20 protein-coding genes are annotated in these 22,051 nt (G+C 62.1%); 7 read left to right on the top strand and 13 right to left on the bottom strand.

The annotated features are described in order from the left end of the window. Positions 1-151: 151 nt before the first annotated feature. Genes glpA through glpC form a run of 3 tightly spaced genes read left to right on the top strand, consistent with a single transcriptional unit; the run spans position 152 to position 4,198 of the window. Positions 152-1,774, top strand: a complete 1,623-nt coding sequence (gene glpA, locus ABLV64_RS17800; protein ID WP_004201696.1) for an anaerobic glycerol-3-phosphate dehydrogenase subunit A — start codon at positions 152-154, stop codon at positions 1,772-1,774. Further along, positions 1,764-3,023, top strand: coding sequence for a glycerol-3-phosphate dehydrogenase subunit GlpB (gene glpB, locus ABLV64_RS17795; RefSeq protein ID WP_049092580.1), 1,260 nt, complete (start codon positions 1,764-1,766; stop codon positions 3,021-3,023). The genes glpA and glpB overlap by 11 nt, the downstream gene beginning before the upstream one ends. Beyond that, positions 3,020-4,198 (top strand): anaerobic glycerol-3-phosphate dehydrogenase subunit GlpC, encoded by a 1,179-nt coding sequence (gene glpC / locus ABLV64_RS17790; RefSeq protein WP_135722270.1) that lies wholly within the window; start codon positions 3,020-3,022, stop codon positions 4,196-4,198. The genes glpB and glpC overlap by 4 nt, the downstream gene beginning before the upstream one ends. A gap of 21 nt (positions 4,199-4,219) precedes the next feature. Here glpC and yfaU read toward each other — a convergent pair whose 3' ends face one another. The 6 genes from yfaU to ABLV64_RS17760 form a co-directional block, all read right to left on the bottom strand. Next, the gene (yfaU, locus tag ABLV64_RS17785; protein ID WP_004201703.1) at positions 4,220-5,023 is read right to left on the bottom strand and encodes a 2-keto-3-deoxy-L-rhamnonate aldolase; all 804 of its coding nucleotides are present in this window, start codon (positions 5,021-5,023) and stop codon (positions 4,220-4,222) included. A gap of 14 nt (positions 5,024-5,037) precedes the next feature. After that, positions 5,038-6,327 carry an MFS transporter gene (locus ABLV64_RS17780; protein ID WP_163619429.1) on the bottom strand — a complete coding sequence of 430 codons (1,290 nt, stop codon included), beginning with the start codon at positions 6,325-6,327 and terminating at the stop codon, positions 5,038-5,040. Positions 6,328-6,368: 41 nt separating this feature from the next. Next, positions 6,369-7,574, bottom strand: coding sequence for an L-rhamnonate dehydratase (rhmD, locus tag ABLV64_RS17775; protein ID WP_017899291.1), 1,206 nt, complete (start codon positions 7,572-7,574; stop codon positions 6,369-6,371). Positions 7,575-7,584: 10 nt separating this feature from the next. Further along, the gene (locus ABLV64_RS17770; protein WP_048325206.1) at positions 7,585-8,370 is read right to left on the bottom strand and encodes an IclR family transcriptional regulator; all 786 of its coding nucleotides are present in this window, start codon (positions 8,368-8,370) and stop codon (positions 7,585-7,587) included. Between the two features lie 203 nt (positions 8,371-8,573). Beyond that, complete coding sequence (locus ABLV64_RS17765) at positions 8,574-9,770, bottom strand: nicotinamide mononucleotide deamidase-related protein YfaY (protein WP_064178364.1); 1,197 nt, start codon at positions 9,768-9,770, stop codon at positions 8,574-8,576. Between the two features lie 102 nt (positions 9,771-9,872). Continuing rightward, on the bottom strand, positions 9,873-10,415 hold the full coding sequence (locus ABLV64_RS17760) for a YfaZ family outer membrane protein (protein WP_064178363.1): 543 nt from the start codon (positions 10,413-10,415) through the stop codon (positions 9,873-9,875). A gap of 414 nt (positions 10,416-10,829) precedes the next feature. Between ABLV64_RS17760 and nudI the strand changes: the two genes are divergently transcribed. Beyond that, entirely contained in the window at positions 10,830-11,255 is a 426-nt protein-coding gene (gene nudI / locus ABLV64_RS17755; protein ID WP_348843035.1) for a nucleoside triphosphatase NudI, read from the top strand. Here nudI and ABLV64_RS17750 read toward each other — a convergent pair. After that, positions 11,247-12,653: a sensor histidine kinase gene (locus tag ABLV64_RS17750; protein WP_032456424.1), complete on the bottom strand. Its 1,407-nt coding sequence runs from the start codon at positions 12,651-12,653 to the stop codon at positions 11,247-11,249. The genes nudI and ABLV64_RS17750 overlap by 9 nt on opposite strands. Then, positions 12,640-13,317 (bottom strand): transcriptional regulator TctD, encoded by a 678-nt coding sequence (gene tctD / locus ABLV64_RS17745; RefSeq protein WP_004201723.1) that lies wholly within the window; start codon positions 13,315-13,317, stop codon positions 12,640-12,642. The genes ABLV64_RS17750 and tctD overlap by 14 nt, the downstream gene beginning before the upstream one ends. Before the next feature lie 133 nt (positions 13,318-13,450). On the opposite strand from tctD, the gene ABLV64_RS17740 reads away from it, so the two are divergent. From ABLV64_RS17740 to ABLV64_RS17730, 3 genes are read left to right on the top strand one after another with little or no spacing between them, the layout of a single operon-like run. After that, positions 13,451-14,431 carry a tripartite tricarboxylate transporter substrate binding protein gene (locus tag ABLV64_RS17740; protein ID WP_288466169.1) on the top strand — a complete coding sequence of 327 codons (981 nt, stop codon included), beginning with the start codon at positions 13,451-13,453 and terminating at the stop codon, positions 14,429-14,431. Between the two features lie 15 nt (positions 14,432-14,446). Beyond that, positions 14,447-14,878 carry a tripartite tricarboxylate transporter TctB family protein gene (locus ABLV64_RS17735; protein WP_004201725.1) on the top strand — a complete coding sequence of 144 codons (432 nt, stop codon included), beginning with the start codon at positions 14,447-14,449 and terminating at the stop codon, positions 14,876-14,878. 11 nt (positions 14,879-14,889) lie between these two features. Next, on the top strand, positions 14,890-16,407 hold the full coding sequence (locus ABLV64_RS17730; RefSeq protein ID WP_004201726.1) for a tripartite tricarboxylate transporter permease: 1,518 nt from the start codon (positions 14,890-14,892) through the stop codon (positions 16,405-16,407). Here the strand turns inward: ABLV64_RS17730 and menE are convergent. The 5 genes from menE to menD are packed head-to-tail and all read right to left on the bottom strand — an operon-like array spanning position 16,404 to position 22,024. Continuing rightward, positions 16,404-17,765: an o-succinylbenzoate--CoA ligase gene (gene menE, locus ABLV64_RS17725; protein ID WP_065903316.1), complete on the bottom strand. Its 1,362-nt coding sequence runs from the start codon at positions 17,763-17,765 to the stop codon at positions 16,404-16,406. The two genes, ABLV64_RS17730 and menE, sit on opposite strands and share 4 nt — an antisense overlap. After that, on the bottom strand, positions 17,762-18,727 hold the full coding sequence (gene menC, locus ABLV64_RS17720) for an o-succinylbenzoate synthase (RefSeq protein WP_348843036.1): 966 nt from the start codon (positions 18,725-18,727) through the stop codon (positions 17,762-17,764). The genes menE and menC overlap by 4 nt, the downstream gene beginning before the upstream one ends. After that, on the bottom strand, positions 18,727-19,584 hold the full coding sequence (gene menB / locus ABLV64_RS17715) for a 1,4-dihydroxy-2-naphthoyl-CoA synthase (RefSeq protein ID WP_032456427.1): 858 nt from the start codon (positions 19,582-19,584) through the stop codon (positions 18,727-18,729). Before menB ends, menC begins: the two co-directional genes overlap by 1 nt. 14 nt (positions 19,585-19,598) lie before the next feature. After that, positions 19,599-20,357, bottom strand: a complete 759-nt coding sequence (gene menH, locus ABLV64_RS17710; RefSeq protein ID WP_348843037.1) for a 2-succinyl-6-hydroxy-2,4-cyclohexadiene-1-carboxylate synthase — start codon at positions 20,355-20,357, stop codon at positions 19,599-19,601. Then, positions 20,354-22,024: a 2-succinyl-5-enolpyruvyl-6-hydroxy-3-cyclohexene-1-carboxylic-acid synthase gene (gene menD / locus ABLV64_RS17705; protein ID WP_069603717.1), complete on the bottom strand. Its 1,671-nt coding sequence runs from the start codon at positions 22,022-22,024 to the stop codon at positions 20,354-20,356. Before menD ends, menH begins: the two co-directional genes overlap by 4 nt. Positions 22,025-22,051: the final 27 nt, after the last annotated feature.

Genomic DNA, 22,051 nt, shown 5'->3' with positions numbered 1-22,051 from the left:
GCACAATTTGTTACAGAAATATGACAAAAGGTTCCAATGTGAGCACGAAATCACATAACACGCTCAAATAACGCGCGAATATGCTCGAAATCAAACAATAACCTTATAGACTGTGGCTAAATGGTGTTAAACGAAAGCAAAGGAGCTGAAGATGACGGGACGTCTGGATAGCGAGGTTATTATCATCGGCGGCGGAGCAACCGGCGCCGGTATCGCCCGCGATTGCGCCCGGCGCGGATTACGCACACTGCTCATTGAGCGTCATGATATCGCCACCGGGGCCACCGGCCGTAATCATGGGCTGCTGCACAGCGGCGCCCGCTATGCGGTGACCGACAACGAATCCGCCCGCGAATGCATCAGTGAGAACCGCATCCTGCGCCGCATCGCCCGTCACTGTATCGAACCGGCCGGCGGTCTGTTCATAACCCTGCCTGAAGACGATCTGGCATATCAGCAGACCTTTATCGCCGCCTGCCAGCAGGCTGGCATAGAGGCCACGCCGCTCTCTGCGCAGGAGGCGCTGCGCCGCGAGCCCGCCGTCAACCCGGCGCTGCTGGGGGCGGTGCAGGTTCCGGACGGCACCATTGACCCGTTTCGCCTCACCGCGGCCAATATGCTCGACGCCCGCGAACACGGCGCGCAGATCCTCACCGGCTGCGAAGTCACTGGCCTGCTGCGCCAGGGCGATCGCGTCTGCGGCGTCCAGGTATACGACAGTCAGCTTCACCAGGCCCGCACGCTGTACGCCGGGGTAGTGGTTAATGCCGCCGGGATCTGGGGGCAGCGCATTGCGGAATATGCCGACCTGCGCATCACCATGTTCCCGGCGAAGGGATCGCTGTTGATCCTCGACCACCGGATTAACAACCTGGTGATCAACCGCTGCCGTAAGCCGGCCGATGCCGATATTCTGGTGCCCGGGGATACCATCTCGCTGATCGGCACCACCTCGATGCATATTCCTTATGACGAAATTGACGACAACCGGGTCACGACCGCGGAAGTCGATACCCTGCTGCGCGAAGGCGAAAAGCTGGCGCCGGTCATGGGCCGCACCCGGATCCTCCGCGCCTACTCCGGCGTCCGCCCGCTGGTGGCCAGCGACAACGATCCCAGCGGACGCAGCGTCAGCCGCGGCATCGTCCTGCTCGACCATGCTCAGCGTGACGGCATGGAAGGCTTCATTACCATCACCGGCGGCAAGCTGATGACCTATCGCCTGATGGCCGAGTGGGCCACCGACGCCGTCTGTCGTAAGCTGGGCAACACCACCCCCTGTACCACGGCCGAGAGCCCGCTGCCCGGCTCACAGGAGCCGACGGAAAGCACCCTGCGAAAAATTATCTCCCTGCCTGGCCCGCTGCGCGGCTCTGCCGTCTACCGCCATGGCGATCGCACTCCGGCCTGGCTTGGCGACAGCCGCCAGCACCGTAGCCTGGTCTGCGAATGCGAAGCCGTCACCGCTGGTGAAGTGAAATACGCGGTGGAAAATCTGGCGGTCAACACCCTGCTCGACCTGCGCCGCCGTACCCGGATTGGCATGGGGACCTGCCAGGGGGAACTCTGCGCCTGCCGCGCCGCCGGGCTGCTGCAGCGCTTTAACGTCACCACCCCCGCGCAGTCGTTGGCCCAGCTGTCGGCGTTTCTCAATGAACGCTGGAAGGGCGTGCAGCCCATCGCCTGGGGCGACGCGCTGCGCGAAAGCGAATTCACCCGCTGGGTCTACCTCGGCCTGTGCGGACTGCCACAGGAGCATCAGGATGAAATTTGACTGCGCGATTATCGGCGGCGGACTGGCCGGTCTGCTGTGCGGCCTGACGCTGAATCAGTCCGGCCTGCGCAGCGTTATCATCAGCCGCGGGCAAAGCGCGCTGCATTTTTCCTCCGCGTCGTTAGATCTGCTCTCGGCGCTGCCGAACGGCGATAACGTCACTGACCTCGCGCAAGGTCTGCAGCAGCTCGCTGAACTGCTTCCTGAGCACCCTTATTCCCGGCTCGGGGCCGGGGCGGTGCTCGAATACGCTAAACAGACTGAAGCCCTGCTGACCACCTGCGGGGCGGTGATGCAGGGCGACGCGCACCACCCGCACCGGCGAGTAACGCCGCTGGGGACGCTGCGCGCGGCGTGGCTATCGCCGCAGGAGGTGCCTGTCGCGCCACTCCCCCGACAAGGGGTCTGCCTGGTGGGGATCAGCGGCTTTGCCGATTTTCAGCCGCATCTCGCCGCCGCCGCGCTCGGGCAAACCGGCGTTACCGCCGTGGCGGCGGAAATCGAGTTACCGCTGCTGGATGTGTTGCGTGACAACCCCACCGAATTTCGCGCCGCCAATATCGCCCGCCTCCTCGACGATGAAAACCACTGGCCTGCCCTGCACGCGGCGCTGCTGCCGCTGGCGCAGCAGCATGAGCTGCTGATCATGCCCGCCTGCTTTGGTCTCGCCGACGATCGCCTGTACCACTGGCTGCAGGCGCGCCTGCCCTGCCCGCTGCGTCTGCTGCCAACGCTGCCGCCTTCGGTTCCCGGGATGCGCCTGCACAGTCTGCTGCAGCGGCAGTTTATTCGCGGCGGCGGCACCTGGCTTGCCGGCGATGAAGTGGTGAACATCAGCCATCGACAGGGCGCCGTCGAGGCCGTCTGGACGCGAAATCACGGCGATATTGCGCTGCGTCCGCGTTTTACCGTGCTGGCCAGCGGCAGCTTTTTCAGTAACGGTCTTGTCGCCACGCGGGAGAGCGTGCGCGAACCCATTCTTGGTCTCGATCTGCAACAGACCCTGCCGCGCGACGACTGGTACCAGCGGGACTTCTTTGCCTCCCAGCCGTGGCAGCGCTTCGGGGTGAAAACCGATGCCCTGCTGCGTCCCCTGCTGAGCGGGCAGCCGTTCAGCAATCTGTTCGCCATCGGTTCGCTGCTCGGCGGGTTCGATGCCATTCAGCTCGGCTGCGGCGGCGGGGTCTGTGCCGTCACCGCGCTGCACGCCGCCAGACAGATCCACGCCCTTGCCGGAGGCCGGCCATGAACGATACCCATTTTGAAAGCTGCATTAAGTGCACGGTCTGTACCACCACCTGTCCGGTAAGCCGGGTCAATCCGCGTTATCCCGGGCCGAAACAGGCGGGGCCGGATGGCGAACGCCTCCGCCTGAAGGATGGCGCGCTGTACGATGAGGCGCTCAAGTACTGCATCAACTGCAAGCGCTGTGAGGTGGCCTGCCCGTCGGATGTGAAAATTGGCGATATCATTCAACGCGCCCGGGCACAGTACGGCCAGCAAAAGCCGACCCTGCGCGACGCCATCCTCAGCCATACCGACCTGATGGGCACCCTTTCCACCCCCTTTGCCCCACTGGTTAATGCCACCACCGGCTTAAAACCGGTACGCCGCCTGCTCGACGCAGCGCTCCATATCGATCATCGCCGCACGCTGCCGAAATATGGCTTCGGTACCTTCCGCCGCGCTTACCGCCAGCTCGCGGCCCACCAGACGCAGTACCCTGAGCAGGTGGCCTTCTTTCATGGTTGCTACGTCAACTATAACCACCCGCAGCTGGGCAAGGACCTGATTCGCGTCGTCAATGCGCTGGGCACCGGCGTGCAGTTGTTATCAAGGGAAAAATGCTGCGGCGTGCCGCTGATCGCCAACGGCTTTTTTGACAAAGCGCGTAAGCAGGCGCTGAGCAACGTCGCCGCGATGCGGGAAAACGCGCTGCCGATCATTGCCACCTCTTCGACCTGCACCTTTACCCTGCGCGATGAATACCCTCACCTCCTGGATGTTGACAACAGCGATCTCCGCGACCGGGTGGAACTGGCCACTCGCTGGATCTGGAAACAACTGGATAGTGGCAAAACGCTGCCGCTGCGCCGGCTGCCGCTGAAGGTGGTCTATCACACCCCGTGCCATATGGAGAAAATGGGCTGGTCGCTGTATACCCTCGAACTGCTGCGGCTGATCCCCGGCCTGCAGCTGGAGGTGCTGGATTCCCAGTGCTGCGGCATCGCCGGCACCTACGGGTTTAAGACTGAGAATTACGCGGTATCCCAGGCTATCGGCGCCCCGCTGTTCCGTCAGATTGAGGAGAGCGGAGCCGACATCGTCGTCACCGACTGCGAGACCTGCAAATGGCAGATAGAAATGTCCACCAGCAAACGCTGCGAACATCCGCTAGCGGTGCTGGCGCAGGCGCTCGCCTGAGTCCGGCGCCAGCCTGCGCCGTCAATAGCTCGCTTTCCCCTGCGGCTGAGCGCTGGCGGATTTAAACATCGCCAGCCGGCGGTCCAGCGCCTCGGTGTAGAGCATGGTATCGACCCCGACGGCGACGAAATTGGCCCCCCAGGCGAGACATTTTTCCGCCATCGCCGGGTCGACCGCCAGAAATCCGGCCGCTTTTCCCGCCGCGCGAATGCGCCGGATGCTCTGCTCAATCACCCGCTGCACGTCAGGATGGCCGGCATCGTCCGGGTGCCCCAGCGAAGCGGAGAGATCCGCCGGACCGATAAATACGCCGTCAATGCCCTCCACCTCGAGGATAGCGTCCAGATTTTCCAGCGCGGTTCGGCTCTCTACCTGAATCAGCAGACAGAGCTCGTCATTCGCCTCCGCCATATAATTCTCCACTCTGCCCCAGCGTGCCGCCCGGGCCACGCCGGCGCCGACGCCGCGGCTACCGACGGGAGGATAACGGGTTGCCGAGACGACTTCCCGCGCCTGCTCGGCGGTATCGACCATCGGCACCAGCAACGTTCTGGCGCCAATATCCAGCACCTGTTTTATCAGGCTGCGGCTGCCCTCCACCGGTCGGATCACCGGCTGACTGGCATAGGGAGCGATGGCCTGGAGCTGATGATAAAGGTCCTGAATGGTGTTCGGGGCATGCTCGCCGTCGATCAGCAGCCAGTCATATCCTGAGGTGGCGGCAATCTCCGCCATATAGGAGGAGGTCGAGCTCAGCCACAGGCCAATTTGCGTCTCACCGCGTAATAATCCACGTTTGAAGGGGTTAGATAACAGTGCGTTCATAGCGATTCCTTTAATCAATGCTGTACGCTGCCGCGCTGAGGAACCGCGCGGGTGAGGCTTAATGAGAAGATGATGATCACCCCGACGATGGCCACGCCGGCCAGGGTTAACAGTCCGGCGGCGCTGCTGGCGAACAGCGTTTCGGCCTGCACGCGAACGATCGGCGCCAGAAAGCCGCCAATGGCGCCAAACAGGTTAACGAAGCCAATCCCGGCGGCCAGCGCCGTGCCGGAGAGCAGCTGCGTCGGCATCGTCCAGAAGACCGGCTGCACGGCAATCACCCCAACCGCCGCCACGCACAGCGCGATGATAGCCAGCACCGGCGCCACCAGCCCGGAAACCGCAATCCCGACCGCTGCCGCCAGCAGCGTCAGCGCGGCAATATTGCGCCGCTCGCCGGTGCGATCGGAGTAGCGAGGGATAAGCCAGGTGCCGAACAGCGCCGCCACCCATGGGATAGCCGTCACCACCGACGCAATGAAGCCGACTTTGGTGCCCAACAGCGCGGCGACCTGAGTAGGCAGGAAGAAAATCAGGCCATAGACCGCCACCTGAATGGTCATGTAAATCAGCGCCAGTTGCCAGACCCGCCCGTTACGCAGCGCATCGGACAGGCGCGAGGTGACCTTTTTCTCCTCCTCTCGCGCCAGCTCGCCGATCAGCGCCTGTTTCTCCGCAGCGCTCAGGAAGCGGGCATACTGCGGCGAATCGTCCAGCCAGAAGAAGGTGAACGCTCCCGCGGCGACAGCAAGCAGGCCTTCAATCACAAACATCCAGAACCAGCCGGGATGGCCCATAAACCCATGCATCTCCAGCAGTGCGCCGGATAAAGGCGAACCGAGCGTCAGCGCCAGCGGCGCCCCCATATAAAAAAGCCCCATAATGCTGGCGCGGTTTTGCTGGGGAAACCACTGTGAAGTGAGGTAGATCATGCCGGGGAAGAAGCCCGCCTCCGCCGCGCCCAGCAGGGTGCGTACCAGCAGGAATTTCGCTTCCGTATCCGCCCACGCCATCGCCGCCGACAGCACGCCCCACAGCAGCGTGGTGCAGCCGATCCATTTTCTGGCGCCGAATTTGCGCATCAGCAGGTTGGCCGGTACCCCGAGAAAGGCATAGACCACAAAGAAAATCCCCGCCCCCAGCGCATAGGCTTCGTTGCTGAGGCCCGTATCCAGCTGGTAGGTCTCTTTGGCGAAACCGATATTCGAACGGTCAAGAAACGCCAGCACGTACAGCGCCAGCATAAAGGGGATTAAGCGGGCGCGGTTTTTCTTCACCACGCTCTCCAGCAGAGTGTTGCTCATCATAATATCCTCAGGCGTGGGCCGCCGGGCGGCCCGGGGGATCAGTGTTGATAAGGACGTTTCAGGTTGCAGTCGCGATTGAGCTCGACGCCAAAGCCGGGTTTATCCAGGACCGATTTATGAATGCGCCCCCTCTCAGGCACCGGCTCGCCGAGCAGGATCGGGTCGAACTGCGGACGCAGCGTGGCGCAGTCCGGACTGGTCATCAGAAACTCGCTGAACGGCGTGTTGGTGAAGGTGATCACCGCATGATGTGAGTACACCGACGAGCCGTGCGGCACCACCAGCTGCCCGCGCGCTTTAGCAATAGCCGCTATCTCCACCAGCGTGGTTAAGCCGCCGCACCAGCCGACGTCGGGCTGCATAATATCAATCCCGGTCTCCGACAGGGTGCGGAAGGACTGCAGGGTGCCGTGGTGCTCGCCGCTGGTCACCATCATCCCGGCGGGCGCCTGGCGCTTCAGCTCGCGATAGCCTTCATACTGCTGCGGCGGCAGGCACTCTTCGATCCACTTAAGGTTGTAAGGGGCGCAGGCATGGGCAAGTTTGGTGGCATAGTTAACGTCCTGGCTCATCCAGCAGTCCAGCATTAACCAGAAATCCGGGCCGCATTTTTCGCGCATGTCCGCCACCATGGCGACGTCTTTGCGGATCCCGGCGTCGCCATCGTGCGGCCCCCAGTGGGTGGGCATTTTGCCGCCGATAAAGCCCATCTCCTGCGCCAGATCCGGACGAGCGCCGGTAGCATAGAACTGGATTTCGTCACGCACCGCTCCACCCAGCAGTTTGTAGACCGGCAGGCCAACCACTTTCCCGAACAGATCCCACAGCGCGAGGTCGACACAGGAGATAGTGTTCATCACCAGACCGCCGGATCCTGCGTAGTAGAGGGTGGCGTTAAGCATCTGGTCATGGATCAGTTTGATATCGCTGACGCATTTGCCTTCGATAAAGCGGTTGAGATGTTTCTCCACGATAAAGCAGCCCATCTCTCCGGCCGTCGACACAGCAAAGCCGGTCTGCCCGTTGTCAGCCTCCACTTCCACAATCAGCGTGCCCAGCACGTTGATGCCAAACGACTGGCGGGACTGCTCATACTGTTTATATTTGCTCATCGGGGTAGCGATATGATCGTCAATCCAGTGGTTAGCCCCCTGATCGTGGTAATCGCCGCCGCCGGCGCCCTGCTCTGCCGTGGCGCCGCCGGTAAACCAGGCACGGACGTGTTTAATTTTCGGTAGGGTCATGGTGTTCTCCTTATGATGAGGCGAGTTGTTCGAAGGGGCTTTTCCACCCCAGCAGTCGTGAAATATCTTTCGCGCAGGCAATCGCCTTACCGGCCAGATAATCGCGATTGTCTTCATTGATTTGCAGACGGGTGCCCACCACCGAGATGGCGGCGGTCAGGTCGTTATTGGCGTTAAAAACCGGGGCGGCCACGCAGCGCACGTCCGGGTAGTCCTCGCCATTATCAAAGCTCCAGCCCCGGGCGCGGATCCGCCGCAGCTCCTCCCGCAGCTGTTGAGCATTGCTGATGGTCGTTGGCGTAGCCCGCTCCCACTGCAATTCATCGATAATGGATGCCTGAACCCCGGCGGGCTGCCAGGCCAGCAAACATTTGCCGATCCCGGAGCGGTAAAGCGACAGGCTCTTTCCTTCGTGCGAACGCACGCTAATGGTGGCGGGTGATTCAATTTTCAGAATGTAGTAGGCGTTACCGTGATCGATAATGCCCAGATGGCAGAGCAGGCCGCACTCATCCATCAGCCGGGTCAGGCGTGGCCGCGCCAGCTCGCGCAGGTCCATTTTGCTTAGCGCCTGCCCGGCCAGCTCCACCAGTTTGGTCCACAGGCAGTAGTTATCCTGATTATCCATACTGATGAAGCGCTGCTTTTTCAGCTCGCCCAGCAGCAGATAAACCGTGCTTTTCGGGATCCCCAGCTCCGCTATTATCGTCGCCGCGCTGCAGGGTCCGATGCGGCCAATTAAATTGAGGATCTCAATCGCGCGGGTCAGCGCCGGGACTTTCGTTGATTCCAACATACTGGACTCCAATCCTGAATACTGGAATCAGTGTTGCGGTTGTCCGGGCGGTAAAGTGTGAGCGACATCGCGGGGCAATCGCTTTCCCGTATGCTGGACCGTTCGCAGCGGAAAATTGCGACTTAACGCACAGAATTTTTTCAGGAGAGTACAACAGGCTGGACAACCGGCGCCAGGGAGAAGCCCGTGCGCCGGGAAACGACTTACAGCGAGAGGGAATCCACCACGTTAATCCAGCCATGTTCGCTGGCCAGCGGTTGGCCATTCAGCCAGCGACGCAGCAGGTTTAATGCCATCATGGCGCAGACTTCCTGACGTACCGCCAGGCTGTGGCGGGTGACGCTGAACTTCACCCGCAGCGCGAAGGTGCCGTCCGGGGTGGCCAGGGCCACGTTAAGATGATCGTTCTCCTGGCCGCTCACCGCCAGGGCCAGGCCGGCAAAATGGTTTATGCGCCGCTCGGCCGCCCAGCGGGCCGCCTGCGCCAGCGTCTCCTCCTGCGCCGGGACCACTTCGCTGGCCAGCAGCGGCGCGCCGGCGCGGGACAGCTGGAGCGCCAGCAGACCGCCGGTAAACTGCTCGCTGAGCGTCAGGCTCAGCTGCCGCTTCTGCAGGGAGCGTGCAATCTGCGCCGGTAACCCTTCAGTGCCTTCGAAAATCAGGCTGTCGCCAGCCACTTTACGCACTTCCGGCCACAGAGCCAGCATGGCGTCACGCTGCTCAGCCGGTCCGGTCAGCTTCAGCTCAATGATCGGCATCGACGAGCGGTAGCCCATCACGACGCCAGGCGGTAACGTCAGCGGATTGAGGCTTTGCGCCAGCTCGCTCTCCGAGCGGCCAAAGGTGGTCAGACGCAGGCATACCGGCGGCTCCGGCAGCGTAAAGCGCTGGCGCAGACGCGGTAAAATCTCCTGCTCGACCATCACTTTAAATTCAGAGGGTACGCCGGGGGTGAAAAACATCAGGCAGCGATTGAGCTGGATGGCAAAGCCACAGGCCGTGCCCACCGGGTTATTGATCATCTCGGCGCTGGCAGGGATTTCCGCCTGCTTACGGTTGCTTTCCGCCATCGGCCGCCCACGTTCGGCAAAGAAGCGGGTCATGGTATCCAGCCACTCCGGATGCAAAATAAGCCCTTCGCCTTTCGCGGTGGCCGCGGCCAGCGCGCTCAGGTCGTCGCTGGTGGGGCCGAGGCCGCCATTGACGATCAGCACATCCGCCTGTTCGCTGCGTTCGCGCAGAATCGCCACCAGCGCATCGAGATCGTCGCCGACGGTATGACGGCGCGTTAACGGTAAACCCTGATTAAAAAAGAAATCCGCCAGCCATGCTGCATTGGTGTCAACGATTTGACCATGCAACACTTCATCGCCAGTGGACAGCATTTCCACATTCAACATTGCTCACTCCTTGCCTGCCAGGTGGCAAATACTATAACGCAAAGCGGGAGGCTGACGAGGAGGAAAATCTGGCGCGGCAAGAAGAGACCGCGCCGGAGGAGATTAGAAGCTGGCGCTGGCGCCGATGTACGGGCCGTCGGCGATGGTGTTATCGCGGTTGCCATCTTTACCCGCCAGGTTCAGATAGCGATAGCCCGCCTGGATGCTGAGCGGACGCATAATGGTCCAGCTGGCGCCGACGTTGGCTTCCTGATAGCTGTCAATACCGCTGGAGAGGGAATCTGGAGAATAGTAGTAGTCGCCATACAGACGGAAGCTGTCGCCGATTCTCCACTGCAGGCCGCCGCCGACCGCGGCCGCATAGCCTTCATCACCCTGTTTCGGGTTGGTGTATACCCCTTTACCGCCCACGGTCGCGAGGAACGGCCCCAGCGGAATATTCAGGCCCAGGCCTAAACCCGCGGCGTCGCCGTCGTTATCGCTGTGCAACCAGTTACCCGAAACAGCCAGACCGGTGGACTCGGTGCCGAAGCCGACCCCAAGGTTGGTGTAATGCTCGCCTGCTTCGCCGGTAACGCTGATCGCATGGGCCGCCGAAGAAACCAGCATGACGCCAGCCAGCGCCATAAAAATGCTTTTTTTCATTATTTACTCTATCCAGAAAATTAAAATCAAAGAAGTCCCGAAAAAACTCGAAAATTCTACTGCGCACTCGTCAGGAATCAATGACCTGGCGAAATGATTTTTCACAAGAGTGTAACCAGTTGCGTCTTTTTACGGCATCGGACGTTGCCGGTGCGGGGCGTCGGGAATTCAGCGTCCTTCATATTGATGTTTAATATGATTTACGCCAAATACATTGACGTTAAAAGGGGCACACCGCACGATCGGCGCGGCGAGGGGGAATTCGTCGCCCTTTCCATGGCGGTGCTCCATACGGTTATTTTCGCTTAACGTAGCACTCGACAAGGCCAGGGCTTTATTTCTGTTGCGATTTACCGAGGCGGCTCGCAAACTGTTTCATCAGCCTACCGCCCTATCCCCTGAAGGAGAAAAACCATGCGTCAAAGGACGATTGTTTGCCCGCTAATCCAAAATGATGGCCATTACCTGTTGTGCAAGATGGCTGCCGACCGCGGCGTTTTTCCCGGACAATGGGCCTTGTCCGGCGGCGGCGTGGAGCCGGGGGAAAGTATTGAAGAGGCGCTGCGACGCGAAGTCCGCGAGGAGCTTGGCGAAAAACTGCAGTTGACCCGTATCACGCCATGGAGCTTCCGCGACGATACCCGCGTGAAAACCTATCCCGACGGGCGCCGGGAAACGATCTATATGATCTATCTGATCTTCGACTGCGTCAGCGCCAATCGTGACGTGACGATCAACGAGGAGTTTGACGATTACGCCTGGGTGAAAGCGGATGAGCTTAAAAACTACGATCTCAACGCCGCTACCCGCCTCACCCTGAGCATGAAGGGGCTACTCTGACGCCACGGTCGGCAGGCGCAGCGTCGCCTTCAGTCCGCCCAGGCTTTCGCTGCGCGAAAGCTGCAGGTGGCTACGATGCAGACGCGCGATATCGTTTACCAGCGCCAGCCCCAGCCCGGCGCCGGGTATCGCGCCCGCGTTATCGAGGCGGCGAAACGGCATCAGCGCCTGGTGTACCTGCTGGTCGTCAATTCCCGGGCCGCTGTCTTCCACGCTGAGCAGCACGGCGTCGCCGTCGCGATGCAGGCTAAGCGTGACCGTACCATATTCCGGGGTATAGCGAATGGCATTGTCGAGCAGGTTAGCGCACAGTTCCCCCAGCAGAACGCTATCGCCTGCCACCTGTACCGCCGACTGCTCGCCCTCATAGCCAAGATCGATATGTTTGCTCCGCGCTTGCGCAATACGCGAAAAGCAGCTGTTGCGCACAATTTCCGGCAAGTTAATCACCGCAAACGCCTGATCCCGCTGTTTTACCGTCGCCAGCTGCAGCAACCGCTCCGTTAACAAGACCGTATCGTCCAGCGTGGCGCGCATCGCCTGCAGGCTTTCGCGCCACAGTTGCGGATCGTCGCTGGCCAGCGCAACCGAAGCCTGCGTTTTCAGCACCGCCAGCGGGGTTTTCAGCTGATGGGACGCATCGGCGCTGAAGCGCTCCTGGCGGGAGATCATCACCCGCAGGCGATCGATATAGCGGTTGAACGCGACAATCAGCAGCCGCGTTTCTGACCAGGGCAGCAGCTCCGGCAGCGGCGTCAGCAGGCCGGGTTCACGGCGCACCATCAGCGCGGAGAGCTGGCGCATGGGCCGCAGCACGCGGCGCAGCAGCCAGGCTGCCAGCACCAGCGTCAACAGGACCAGTAAGCCCTGCGACACCCAGGATGAGAAGAGTAATTGTCCAGCCAGCCAACGGCGGGACTGCAGCGTTTCGGCAATATAGATCTCCGCCATGCCCACGATGCCCCCTTCGTTGATGGGCTGCAGCAGGCGCGCCACGCGAATTGCCTGACCGCGATATTCGGTATGATAAAACCATGCCAGCGCCGGATAGAGCTGAGTTCGCGAGGTGGAGGGCGGCATCGCGGGCAGATCGTCATAGCCGGAAATGACCTTCCCCTGCGGGTCAAGCACCTTGTAATAGAGGCGATCGTTCATGTTGAGCTCGAAGCTGTCCAGCACCACCCAGGGCACATTCACCTCCAGTTGTCCTCCGCGCACCACCAACCGCTCGGCCACCGTCCGCGCTGACGACAGCAGGGTACGATCGTAAGCTTGCGTCGCCGCCTGCAGCGCGCTGACGTAGCTATTAAACGCGGAGAGTCCCCACAGCAGGACCAGCGGCAGGCCGAGAAACAGCAACAGTTGGGCATAGAGCGATTGCGGCTTACCCCATCTCATGGCGCTCGCACTCAAGCAGATAGCCTAACCCGCGCAGGGTGGTTATACGCACATTGCTCGCCTGAAGTTTCTTGCGCAGACGGTGAATATAGAGTTCGATGCTTTCCGGACTGACGTCGTCGCTGAGACTGAACACCTGTTCGAATAACTGCTGGCGCGAAACCGGGCGGGTGCGGCGAAACATCAGCACCTTCAATAACGCCAGCTCACGCGGCGTCAAAGACAGCATCTGGCCACGGAGTAAAAAATAGCCTTCGTCACAATACGCCAGCTCACCAAGCTGCTGCACCTCATGCACCTGCCCTTCGCTGCGCCGGAGCAGCGCCCGCAGGCGGGCGTCGAGCTCTTCCAGCTCAAAGGGCTTGGGTAAATAATCATCCGCGCCGGCATTTAAACCTTTCACCCGGTCCGCTACCGCGCTGCGGGCGGTCAGCAACAGCACCGGCAGAGTCTGCCCGCGCTTGCGCAGCCGCTGGACCACTTCAAGGCCATCGTACCCCGGCATACCGATATCCAGCACCGCCAGCGCATATTGCTCGCTTTGCAGCAGATGGTCGGCCGCACGCCCGTCAGCGACACAATCCACGGCAAAACCGCCCTGCACCAGCGCTTTTTCCAGCCAGTGAGCCAGCTCACGGTTATCCTCGGCTAATAAGAGACGCATATCACATCCTGTAACGTTGCTGCCGCATTGAAAGGGAAATGAAAGGTAACTGTTTTAACAATCATGCAACCGAATCGCCATATGTCGGTTCACATAATCAAAAAAACCTGCCCTGTACCTGCTGAGGAAGCCTATGAAAACGCCATTTCTCCGTCATCTGAGCGCCATCGCGCTGTGCCTCTGTACCACATCCGCCTTCGCCGCGGAGGCCCCGTCCCGCACCGAATGTATCGCGCCTGCTAAACCGGGCGGCGGCTTTGACCTGACCTGTAAGCTGATTCAGGTGAGCCTGATGGAAACCGGCGCCATCGAAAAACCGATGCGCGTCACCTATATGCCCGGCGGCGTGGGCGCGGTGGCCTACAACGCCATTGTCGCCCAGCGCCCGGCAGAGCCGGGGACCGTCGTCGCCTTCTCCGGCGGCTCGCTGCTAAACCTGTCGCAGGGTAAATTCGGCCGTTACAGCGTCGATGACGTGCGCTGGCTGGCGAGCGTCGGCACCGACTACGGCATGATCGCCGTGCGCGCCGATTCGCCATGGAAAGATCTGAAATCGTTTATGACCGCGATGGAGAAAAACCCCTCCAGTATCGTGATTGGCGCCGGGGCCTCTATCGGCAGTCAGGACTGGATGAAAGCGGCGCTGCTGGCGCAAAAAGGCAACGTCGACCCGCATAAAATGCGCTATGTCGCCTTTGAAGGCGGCGGCGAGCCGGTGACCGCGCTGCTCGGTAACCATGTGCAGGCAGTCTCCGGCGATCTCAGCGAGATGGTGCCCTATCTGCAGGGTAATAAAATCCGCGTGCTGGCGGTCTTCTCCAGTGAACGGCTGCCGGGCGCGCTCGCCGATGTCCCCACTGCAAAAGAGCAGGGCTACGACCTGGTCTGGCCGATTATTCGCGGCTTCTTTATGGGCCCGAAAGTCAGCGACGCCGAGTACCAGTGGTGGGTCGATGAATTCACTAAACTGCAGCAAACCGAAGCGTTCAAAAAGCAACGTGAACTGCGCGGCCTGTTTGAATTCAATATGAACGGCAAGGCGCTCGATACCTACGTTAAGCAGCAGGTCAGCGACTACCGCGAACAGGCGAAAGCCTTTGGCCTGGCAAAATAAACCGCGGAGGCGCTCATGAGCGATCGTATTTTTGCCGGAGTATGGCTGTTGTTATGTACTGGCGGTCTGTTTATCGCCTGGCAGATCCATAGCGAATACTCCTATGAACCCGTCGGCCCGCGCCCCTTCCCGCTCGGGATCATCGGCCTGATGCTGCTGTGCTCGGCGTTAATGCTGTTGCGTCGCCCGGACGCCGTCGAGTGGCCGGGACGGCATGTGCTGCAGCGTCTGCTGACCATGGTCGTGGTGCTGGTGGTGTACGCCTGGGGGTTTGAATGGCTCGGTTTTCCGTTGGCCACCGCGCTGCTGACGGCGATCATTGGTCTGCTGTTCGGCGCGACGCTGCCGGCGGCGGGCATTGCCGGCGTCGCGATGGGCGTGTCGTTATGGTACGCCTTCGACACCCTGCTCGATGTCACCCTGCCCCTCGGCATCTGGTTTAATTAACGGAGGCGTTTATGGATACCTGGATCTATCTCTCGCAGGGCTTCGCCGTCGCCATGACGCCGGAGAACCTGCTGATCGCCCTGATCGGCTGCTTTGTCGGGACTATCGTCGGCCTGCTGCCGGGGCTGGGCCCTATCAACGGCGTGGCGATCCTGCTGCCGCTGGCTTTCGCCCTTCACCTGCCAGCAGAATCGGCGCTGATCCTGCTGGCGACGGTCTATATCGGTTGCGAATACGGCGGGCGAATCTCATCGATTCTGTTGAACGTGCCCGGCGATGCCGCCGCCATTATGACCGCCCTCGACGGCTATCCGATGGCCCAGCAGGGTCGCGGCGGCGTTGCGCTATCGATTTCCGCCGTCAGTTCCTTCTTTGGCTCACTGATCGCCATCGGCGGTATTATTTTGTTCGCGCCGCTGCTCGCCCAGTGGTCGCTGGCGTTCGGTCCGGCGGAATACTTCGCGCTGATGGTCTTCGCCATCGCCTGTCTTGGCAGCATGATGGCGCAGAACCCGCTGAAGTCGTTCCTCGCGGCGTTAATCGGCCTGGGTCTGGCGACGGTGGGCGTAGACGCTAATACCGGGGTTTACCGCTTCACCTTCGACAGCGTCCATCTCTCCGACGGCGTACAGTTTATTGTGGTGGTGATCGGCTTGTTCTCGGTTTCGGAGATCCTGCTGATGCTGGAGAGCACCAGCGGCGGACAAACCCTGGTGCGGAAAACCGGACGGATGCTGTTTAACACCAAAGAGGCCGCACAGTGCGTCGGCGCGACGCTGCGCTCCTCGGTGGTGGGTTTCTTCGTCGGTATTCTGCCCGGCGCCGGGGCGACCATCGCCAGCGCCATTACTTACATGACGGAGAAAAAACTCAGCGGTAACAGCGATAACTTCGGCAAGGGAGATATTCGCGGCGTGGCGGCGCCGGAAGCGGCTAATAACGCCTCCGCCTGCGGTTCCTTTATTCCCATGCTGACGCTCGGCGTGCCGGGGTCCGGCACCACCGCGGTGATGATGGGCGCGCTGACGCTGTATAACATTACGCCCGGCCCGGCGATGTTCACCGAACAGCCGGATATCGTCTGGGGGCTGATTGCCGCCCTGCTGATCGCTAACGTGATGCTGCTTATCATGAACATTCCGCTGATCGGCCTGTTCACCCGTATGCTGACCATTCCGCTGTGGTTTCTGGTCCCGGCCATCGCCGCGGTCTCCGCCGTCGGCGTTTACGCAGTACACAGCACCACTTTTGACCTGTTGCTGATGGTGGGGCTTGGCGTGCTTGGCTACATCATGCGCAAAATGCACTTCCCGATGTCGCCGCTGATCCTTGGCTTCGTGCTGGGGGAGATGCTGGAGCAGAACCTGCGTCGCGCGCTGTCCATCAGCAACGGCAACCTGGCGATCCTGTGGCAAAGTGGAGTGACCAAAACGCTGCTGGTGCTGGCCATCGCCGTGCTGGTGGTGCCGCCGCTGCTGCGTCTGCGGCGTAAACAGCGCCAGCGTCGCGCCGAAGCCAATATCGGCTAAGCCGGCGAATTGACCCATTCGCGCAGCGCCCGGCGCGAGATCTTAATCCCACCGTTCTTTAACGTTTCCGGCAGCCGCAGCCAACGCACCGGCTGCTGGAAACGCGCCAGCCGCTCCGCGCTCCATGCCGCCAGCACGCTCATTTCGCAGCCATCATCGCATTCCACCACCGCGACCGGACGCTGGCCATATTCCGCATCGTCCAGCGGCACGACAAACGCCTGTTGTATCTGCGGATGCGCCACGATGATCCGTTCCACCTCCTCAGGCTGGATCCCTTCCCCACCGCTGAAAAAGAGATTATCCAGGCGCCCGAGGAGAGTGAGCCGTCCATTGATGATCTCGCCGCGATCGCGGGTGGCAAACCACCCTTCGTCGTTGGTCAATGGCAACAATTGACCGTCGCGCCAGTAGCCCGCGGCCATACTCGCCGCCCGCAGCCAGACCTCGCCGGCAACGATTTTCATCTCCCGCCCCGGCAACGGCGCGCCCACATCCGCCGCACCGTCGGCCTCTTTGGCGCAGACGGTGGAAGCAAATTCGGTCAGGCCATAGCCGCAGTAGGTGCGTACCCCCTGCCCCCGCGCCCGCTCGGTCAACTCGACGGGGATCGCCGCGCCGCCAAGCAGCACCGCCTTGAGGGAGAGCGCAGCACCGTCATTCAGCAGGCGCCACAGCTGAGTCGGCACCAGCGAAGCGTGGGTGCAGCCCTGCAGCATCTGCGCCAGCGGCTGTTTATCGCGCACCGTCAGCCGCGCGCCGGCCAGCAGCCAGCGCCACATAATCCCCTGGCCGGAGACATGAAACAGCGGCAGCGACAGCAGCCAGTCATCTTCTGCGGCAAACGGCATCAGCGCCAGCACGCCGGCGGCGCTGGCCAGATGGGCGCTGGCATCATGCACTGCAGCCTTCGGCAGACCGGTCGACCCCGAGGTCAGCGTCATTGAGGCGAAACGATCCCCGCGCCACGGCACAGCATGGGTTCCCGCTGCCGCCTGCAGGGTTAACGCCGGTAAATCCCCCGGCAGCGCATCGCCGTTAAGCACCAGCTGATGCTGGACGGTCAACGCTGGCAGCAGTTCCTGCAGCAACGCTGCGGGCAGCTGCGGATTCAGCGGCAGCACCCGCGCGCCGCACTGCAGCAGCGCCAGCCAGGCCAGCAGCGTCGAGGGCTGGTTAAAAGCCTGCAGCGCCACCCCGTGACCTGCCGTTACGCCCTGCGCGGCAAAGCCGGCCGCCAGCGCGTCAACGTGGTCGCACAGGTCGCGCCAGGTCAGCGGCTGGTCATTCAGGCGCAGCGCCTGCGCCTCTCCGCGCCGCTGGCGCCAGTGGCGCCAGGGCCAGTCGCAAAAGCTCACAACAGCGCCTCCAGCGTATCCATGTTGATCATCGGCAGGGTGCTTTCCGGCCACGGCCGCACCAGCTGGGCGCCCATCAGCGACAGGGTGTCCAGTCCGGGGATGGTCTGCGGCGTCAGCCAGGCGGCAACCCGCGCCAGCTGAGTTAACCCGAGGCTGGACTCGATCGACGAACTGATCACCGCGCTCAGCCCCAGCGCATGGGCCGCGGCGACCTGCTGCTGAACCTGGTGTAAACTGCCGGTTAGCGTCGGCTTAATCACCACCGCGCGCACGCCCGGCTCGGCGACAAAGCGAAAATCCGCCTCGCGAAGGCTTTCATCCCAGGCGATAGCGATCCCGGCTTCGCGGCTAAAGGCCCGCGAGTCCTCCCGCGTTTTACAGGGCTCCTCAATAAACGCAATGCGCTGGCGATACGCCGGATTGACGTATTTCGCAAACTGCTGCGCTTTCAGCGGCGTCCAGGCCCGGTTGGCATCCAGACGCAGCTGCAGGTCGGGGATGGCTTCCAGCAGCAGATTAACCACCATGCCGTCGCGGACCGCCTCCCAGAGACCCACTTTCACCTTAGCGACTTTCTCGCCGGGCATCGCCGCCAGCCTGGCGAACAGCTCATCCGGATCGCCGGAGCAGAGCGGCGCTGCGCGATAATCCGCGGCCAGCGGCAGCTCGCCGCTGAGCTCCGCCTGCGCGCAGCTGATGCCAAACGCGACAGAGGGCAGCGCAGGAAGCGCCGGCTCCGCGCCGTCGCGCCAGGCCTGCGCCCACGCCAATAGCGCCGCCTGCGCCTCCTCCAGGGACTCTGCGCTGAATCCCGGCAGGGGAGATATTTCCCCCCAGCCCTCCCGTTCACCCTCCCGCAGGTGGATGAACAGCCCGTCGCGGGTTTTTAACCGCCGTTCGCGCAGCACCACGCCCGCGTCCATCGGTATCTGCCAGCGGTAAACCTGCGATACGCGCATTAGGGATTCCGTTTAAATTTGCTGAAGTCCGGCTGACGTTTCTGGTTGAAGGCATTGCGGCCTTCCTGCCCCTCTTCCGTCATGTAGAACAGCATGGTGGCGTTGCCGGCCAGCTCCTGCAGACCGGCCTGGCCGTCGCAGTCGGCGTTCAGCGCCGCTTTCAGGCAGCGCAGCGCCATTGGACTGTTCTGCAGCATTTCCCGACACCAGCGCACCGTCTCTTTTTCCAGATCCGCCAGCGGCACCACGGTGTTCACCAGCCCCATATCCAGCGCCTGCTGGGCGTCATACTGACGGCAGAGGAACCAGATTTCCCGCGCTTTTTTCTGCCCGACGATGCGCGCCATATAGGAGGCGCCCCAGCCGCCGTCGAAGGAGCCGACCTTCGGCCCGGTTTGACCGAAGATGGCGTTTTCCGCCGCGATGGTCAGATCGCACATCATGTGCAACACGTGGCCGCCGCCGATAGAGTAGCCGGCCACCATCGCCACCACCGGTTTCGGGCAGGTGCGGATCTGGCGCTGAAAGTCGAGTACATTGAGATGATGTACGCCGGAGTCATCCTGATAGCCGCCGTAATCACCGCGAACTTTCTGATCGCCGCCCGCGCAAAAGGCTTTCTCACCTTCGCCGGTCAGGACAATCACCCCGATATTGTCGTCATAACGGGCATCCGCCAGCGCCTGGATCATTTCTTTGACGGTCAGCGGGCGGAAGGCGTTGCGCACCTGCGGGCGGTTGATAGTGATTTTGGCAATGCCGTCGGCCGATTTGTGGTAGCGAATATCGGTATAGCCTTCGGAACAATCGCGCCATTCAACAGGGGCATAGAGCATTGCTTCATCAAGAGAGATCATAGAATGTCCTTCAGTTAACTTGCCAAAATCTGCGCCAGACAGGCAATCACCGCCGCCGGGTTGTCCCGGTGCGCGTTGTGTCCGGCATGGTGAATAAGATGGAGATCCGCCGCGAGCGCTTGGGCGATGGCGTGAAACTTCGCGTCGCGCTCGCCGCACAGGTAATGAAAGGGGAGATCGCGCGCCTGCAGGGGTGCGCGCAGATCGGCCTGCCCGGCAAGGGAGGTCGCCTGCAGCATCGCCGCCAGCGTCGCACCGTTGTTCCGGCTGCGTAAGGCGACCAGCGCCGCGCGCTGCCCGGCGTTCAGTGAAGCGAAGACCGGCTGCTGATACCAGTCGGCAAAGACCTGTGCCAACGGCTCATGGCGAAAACGGTCCGCCCAGGCGCTGTCGTTGCTGCGCCGCGCCAGCCGCGCTTCGGCATCCTGCAGGCCCGGATGGCCGCCTTCGACGATCAGGCCGCGCAGACCCGCGCGCGGCTGGCAGGCGAAGTTCATCGCCACCCGGCCCCCCAGCGAGTAACCGATCAGCCAGTATTTAAGTATGTTGTAACTATTAAGCGTAGCCTGCAGCAGGATATTGACCCCGGCAAAGTCCTGCACTGCGATATTCGCGGAGCCGCCGTGGCCCGGCAGATCGAGATACAGCCGCGGCCAGGCGCGAAACGCGTCGCCCACTTCCCGCCACTCGTTGCGGTCGCCGGAAAAACCGTGCAGAAAGACCAGCCAGGGATAACCCGGCTGGCCATGTTCGACAACCGCGCTGAGGGTCACAGGCGGCTTACCTGCGCCAGCAGCTGCTGGAGGGTCTGTGTGCCGTCGGTCTCATTGACCGCCAGCTCAATCACCGTCGCCCCTGCCCTGCGCCAGGCGCCGGCCAGCGCCTCATCCAGCGCCTGCCAGTCAGCCGGGCGATGATAGGCCAGGCCGAACATCGCCGCCGCGTGGCTGAAATCAACATCCTGCGGCATTAAGTAGAACTGACGCCGCTCGTCCTGCGGCGTCGGCAGCATGGAGAAAATCTGCCCGCCGTTGTTGTTCACCACGATCAGCACCAGCGGCGCCGACGCCTGGCGCAGTAGAGCCAGCGAGTTGAGATCGTACAGCGCCGAAAGATCGCCGACGATGGCCAGGGTTGGCCTGGCGCTGGCGCGCTGCACGCCGGCGGCGGTGGCGATCAAGCCATCAATGCCGCTGGCGCCGCGGTTGCTGTAAACCGGGTAGCCGGCCGGCAGCTGCGCCAGGGCGTCGATCAGGCGCACCACCAGGCTGTTGCCGACAAACAGTTGCCCCTGTTCCGGCAGATAGCGGCGAATTCGCTGCGCCAGCTGCGCTTCGCCAAAGGGGTCGTTGCTGGCGACCGCCGCCTCCCACGCCTGACGGGCCAGTTCAGGAATGGCCGTCGCCCACGGCTGGCGTTTCTCCGCCGGGTGCAGCTCAAGCCAGCGGTCAACGCTGGCAAGCAGACGGCGGCCGCGGTGCTGTGCCGGATCGAGACGACCGGGCAGATTATCCACCAGCCAGTATTCATCAGGCTCGCAGGTGGCCTGCCACTGCAGAACCCGCTTGCCGGTCAGGCTGCTGCCGAGCTGAACCACGATCTGCGCCTGTGCCAGCTCGCTCACCGCTTTGCCATTGCCCAGCCACAGGTCAGCGCACGGCAGCGGCTGCCCGGTCTGCGACAGGACATCGCCGATCAGCGGCCAGCCGAGGGTTTGGGCCCACTCGGCCACTTTTTTCCCTTCGGCAGCGCTCATTCTGCCCGCCACGACCACGCCGCGCTTTTGCCGCCAGAAGAACCAGTCGCGCTGTTTCTCACTTTCCCTCTGCAGCGCCTGACGCAGCCAGGGCTTATCGCTCTGCCACCAGCTGCCGAGCTGCTGCTGCCACTCCACGCCGGTATCATCCATATCGCCATACAGCGGTTCGGCGAACGGGCAGTTGATATGCACCCCGCCGGCGTGCAGCTCGCCCAGCGCCTGGTCGATGGTCGAGACCAGCCAGCGGGCGGAAATATCCTGCGAGGGACGCGGCAGAGAAATCGTCTGCGACGGATGGGAGGCGAACATCCCCGGCTGACGAATCGCCTGATTGGCGCCACAGTCGATCAGCTCCGGCGGACGGTCGGCGGTCAGGAGAATCAGCTTTTCCCCGGTGAGACCCGCCTCAATCAGCGCCGGATAGAGGTTCGCGGTGGCGGTCCCGGAGGTCACAATGACCGCCACCGGCTGGCGACTGGCTTTCGCCAGACCGAGCGCCAGGTGGCCAAGGCCGCGTTCGTCAAAATGGGTATGATGGATAAAGGCGCGGTTTTCCGCCGCCGCCAGGGTTAAGGGTGTCGAGCGCGAGCCCGGCGCGATGCAGATATGCTGCACGCCGTGGCGCGTTAAAGCTTCCAGGATCACTGCCGCCCAGCGTCGGTTGAATGCGCTTACTGACATGAAATTGTCCGGTATCAAATATTGATG

The sequence above is a fragment of the Klebsiella sp. JB_Kp031 genome (assembly GCF_040064295.1).
Taxonomy (GTDB): Bacteria; Pseudomonadota; Gammaproteobacteria; order Enterobacterales; family Enterobacteriaceae; genus Klebsiella; species Klebsiella quasipneumoniae.
The sequence above is the reverse complement of the archived record's forward strand: the minus strand, read 5'-3'. Positions and strand labels throughout refer to the sequence as shown.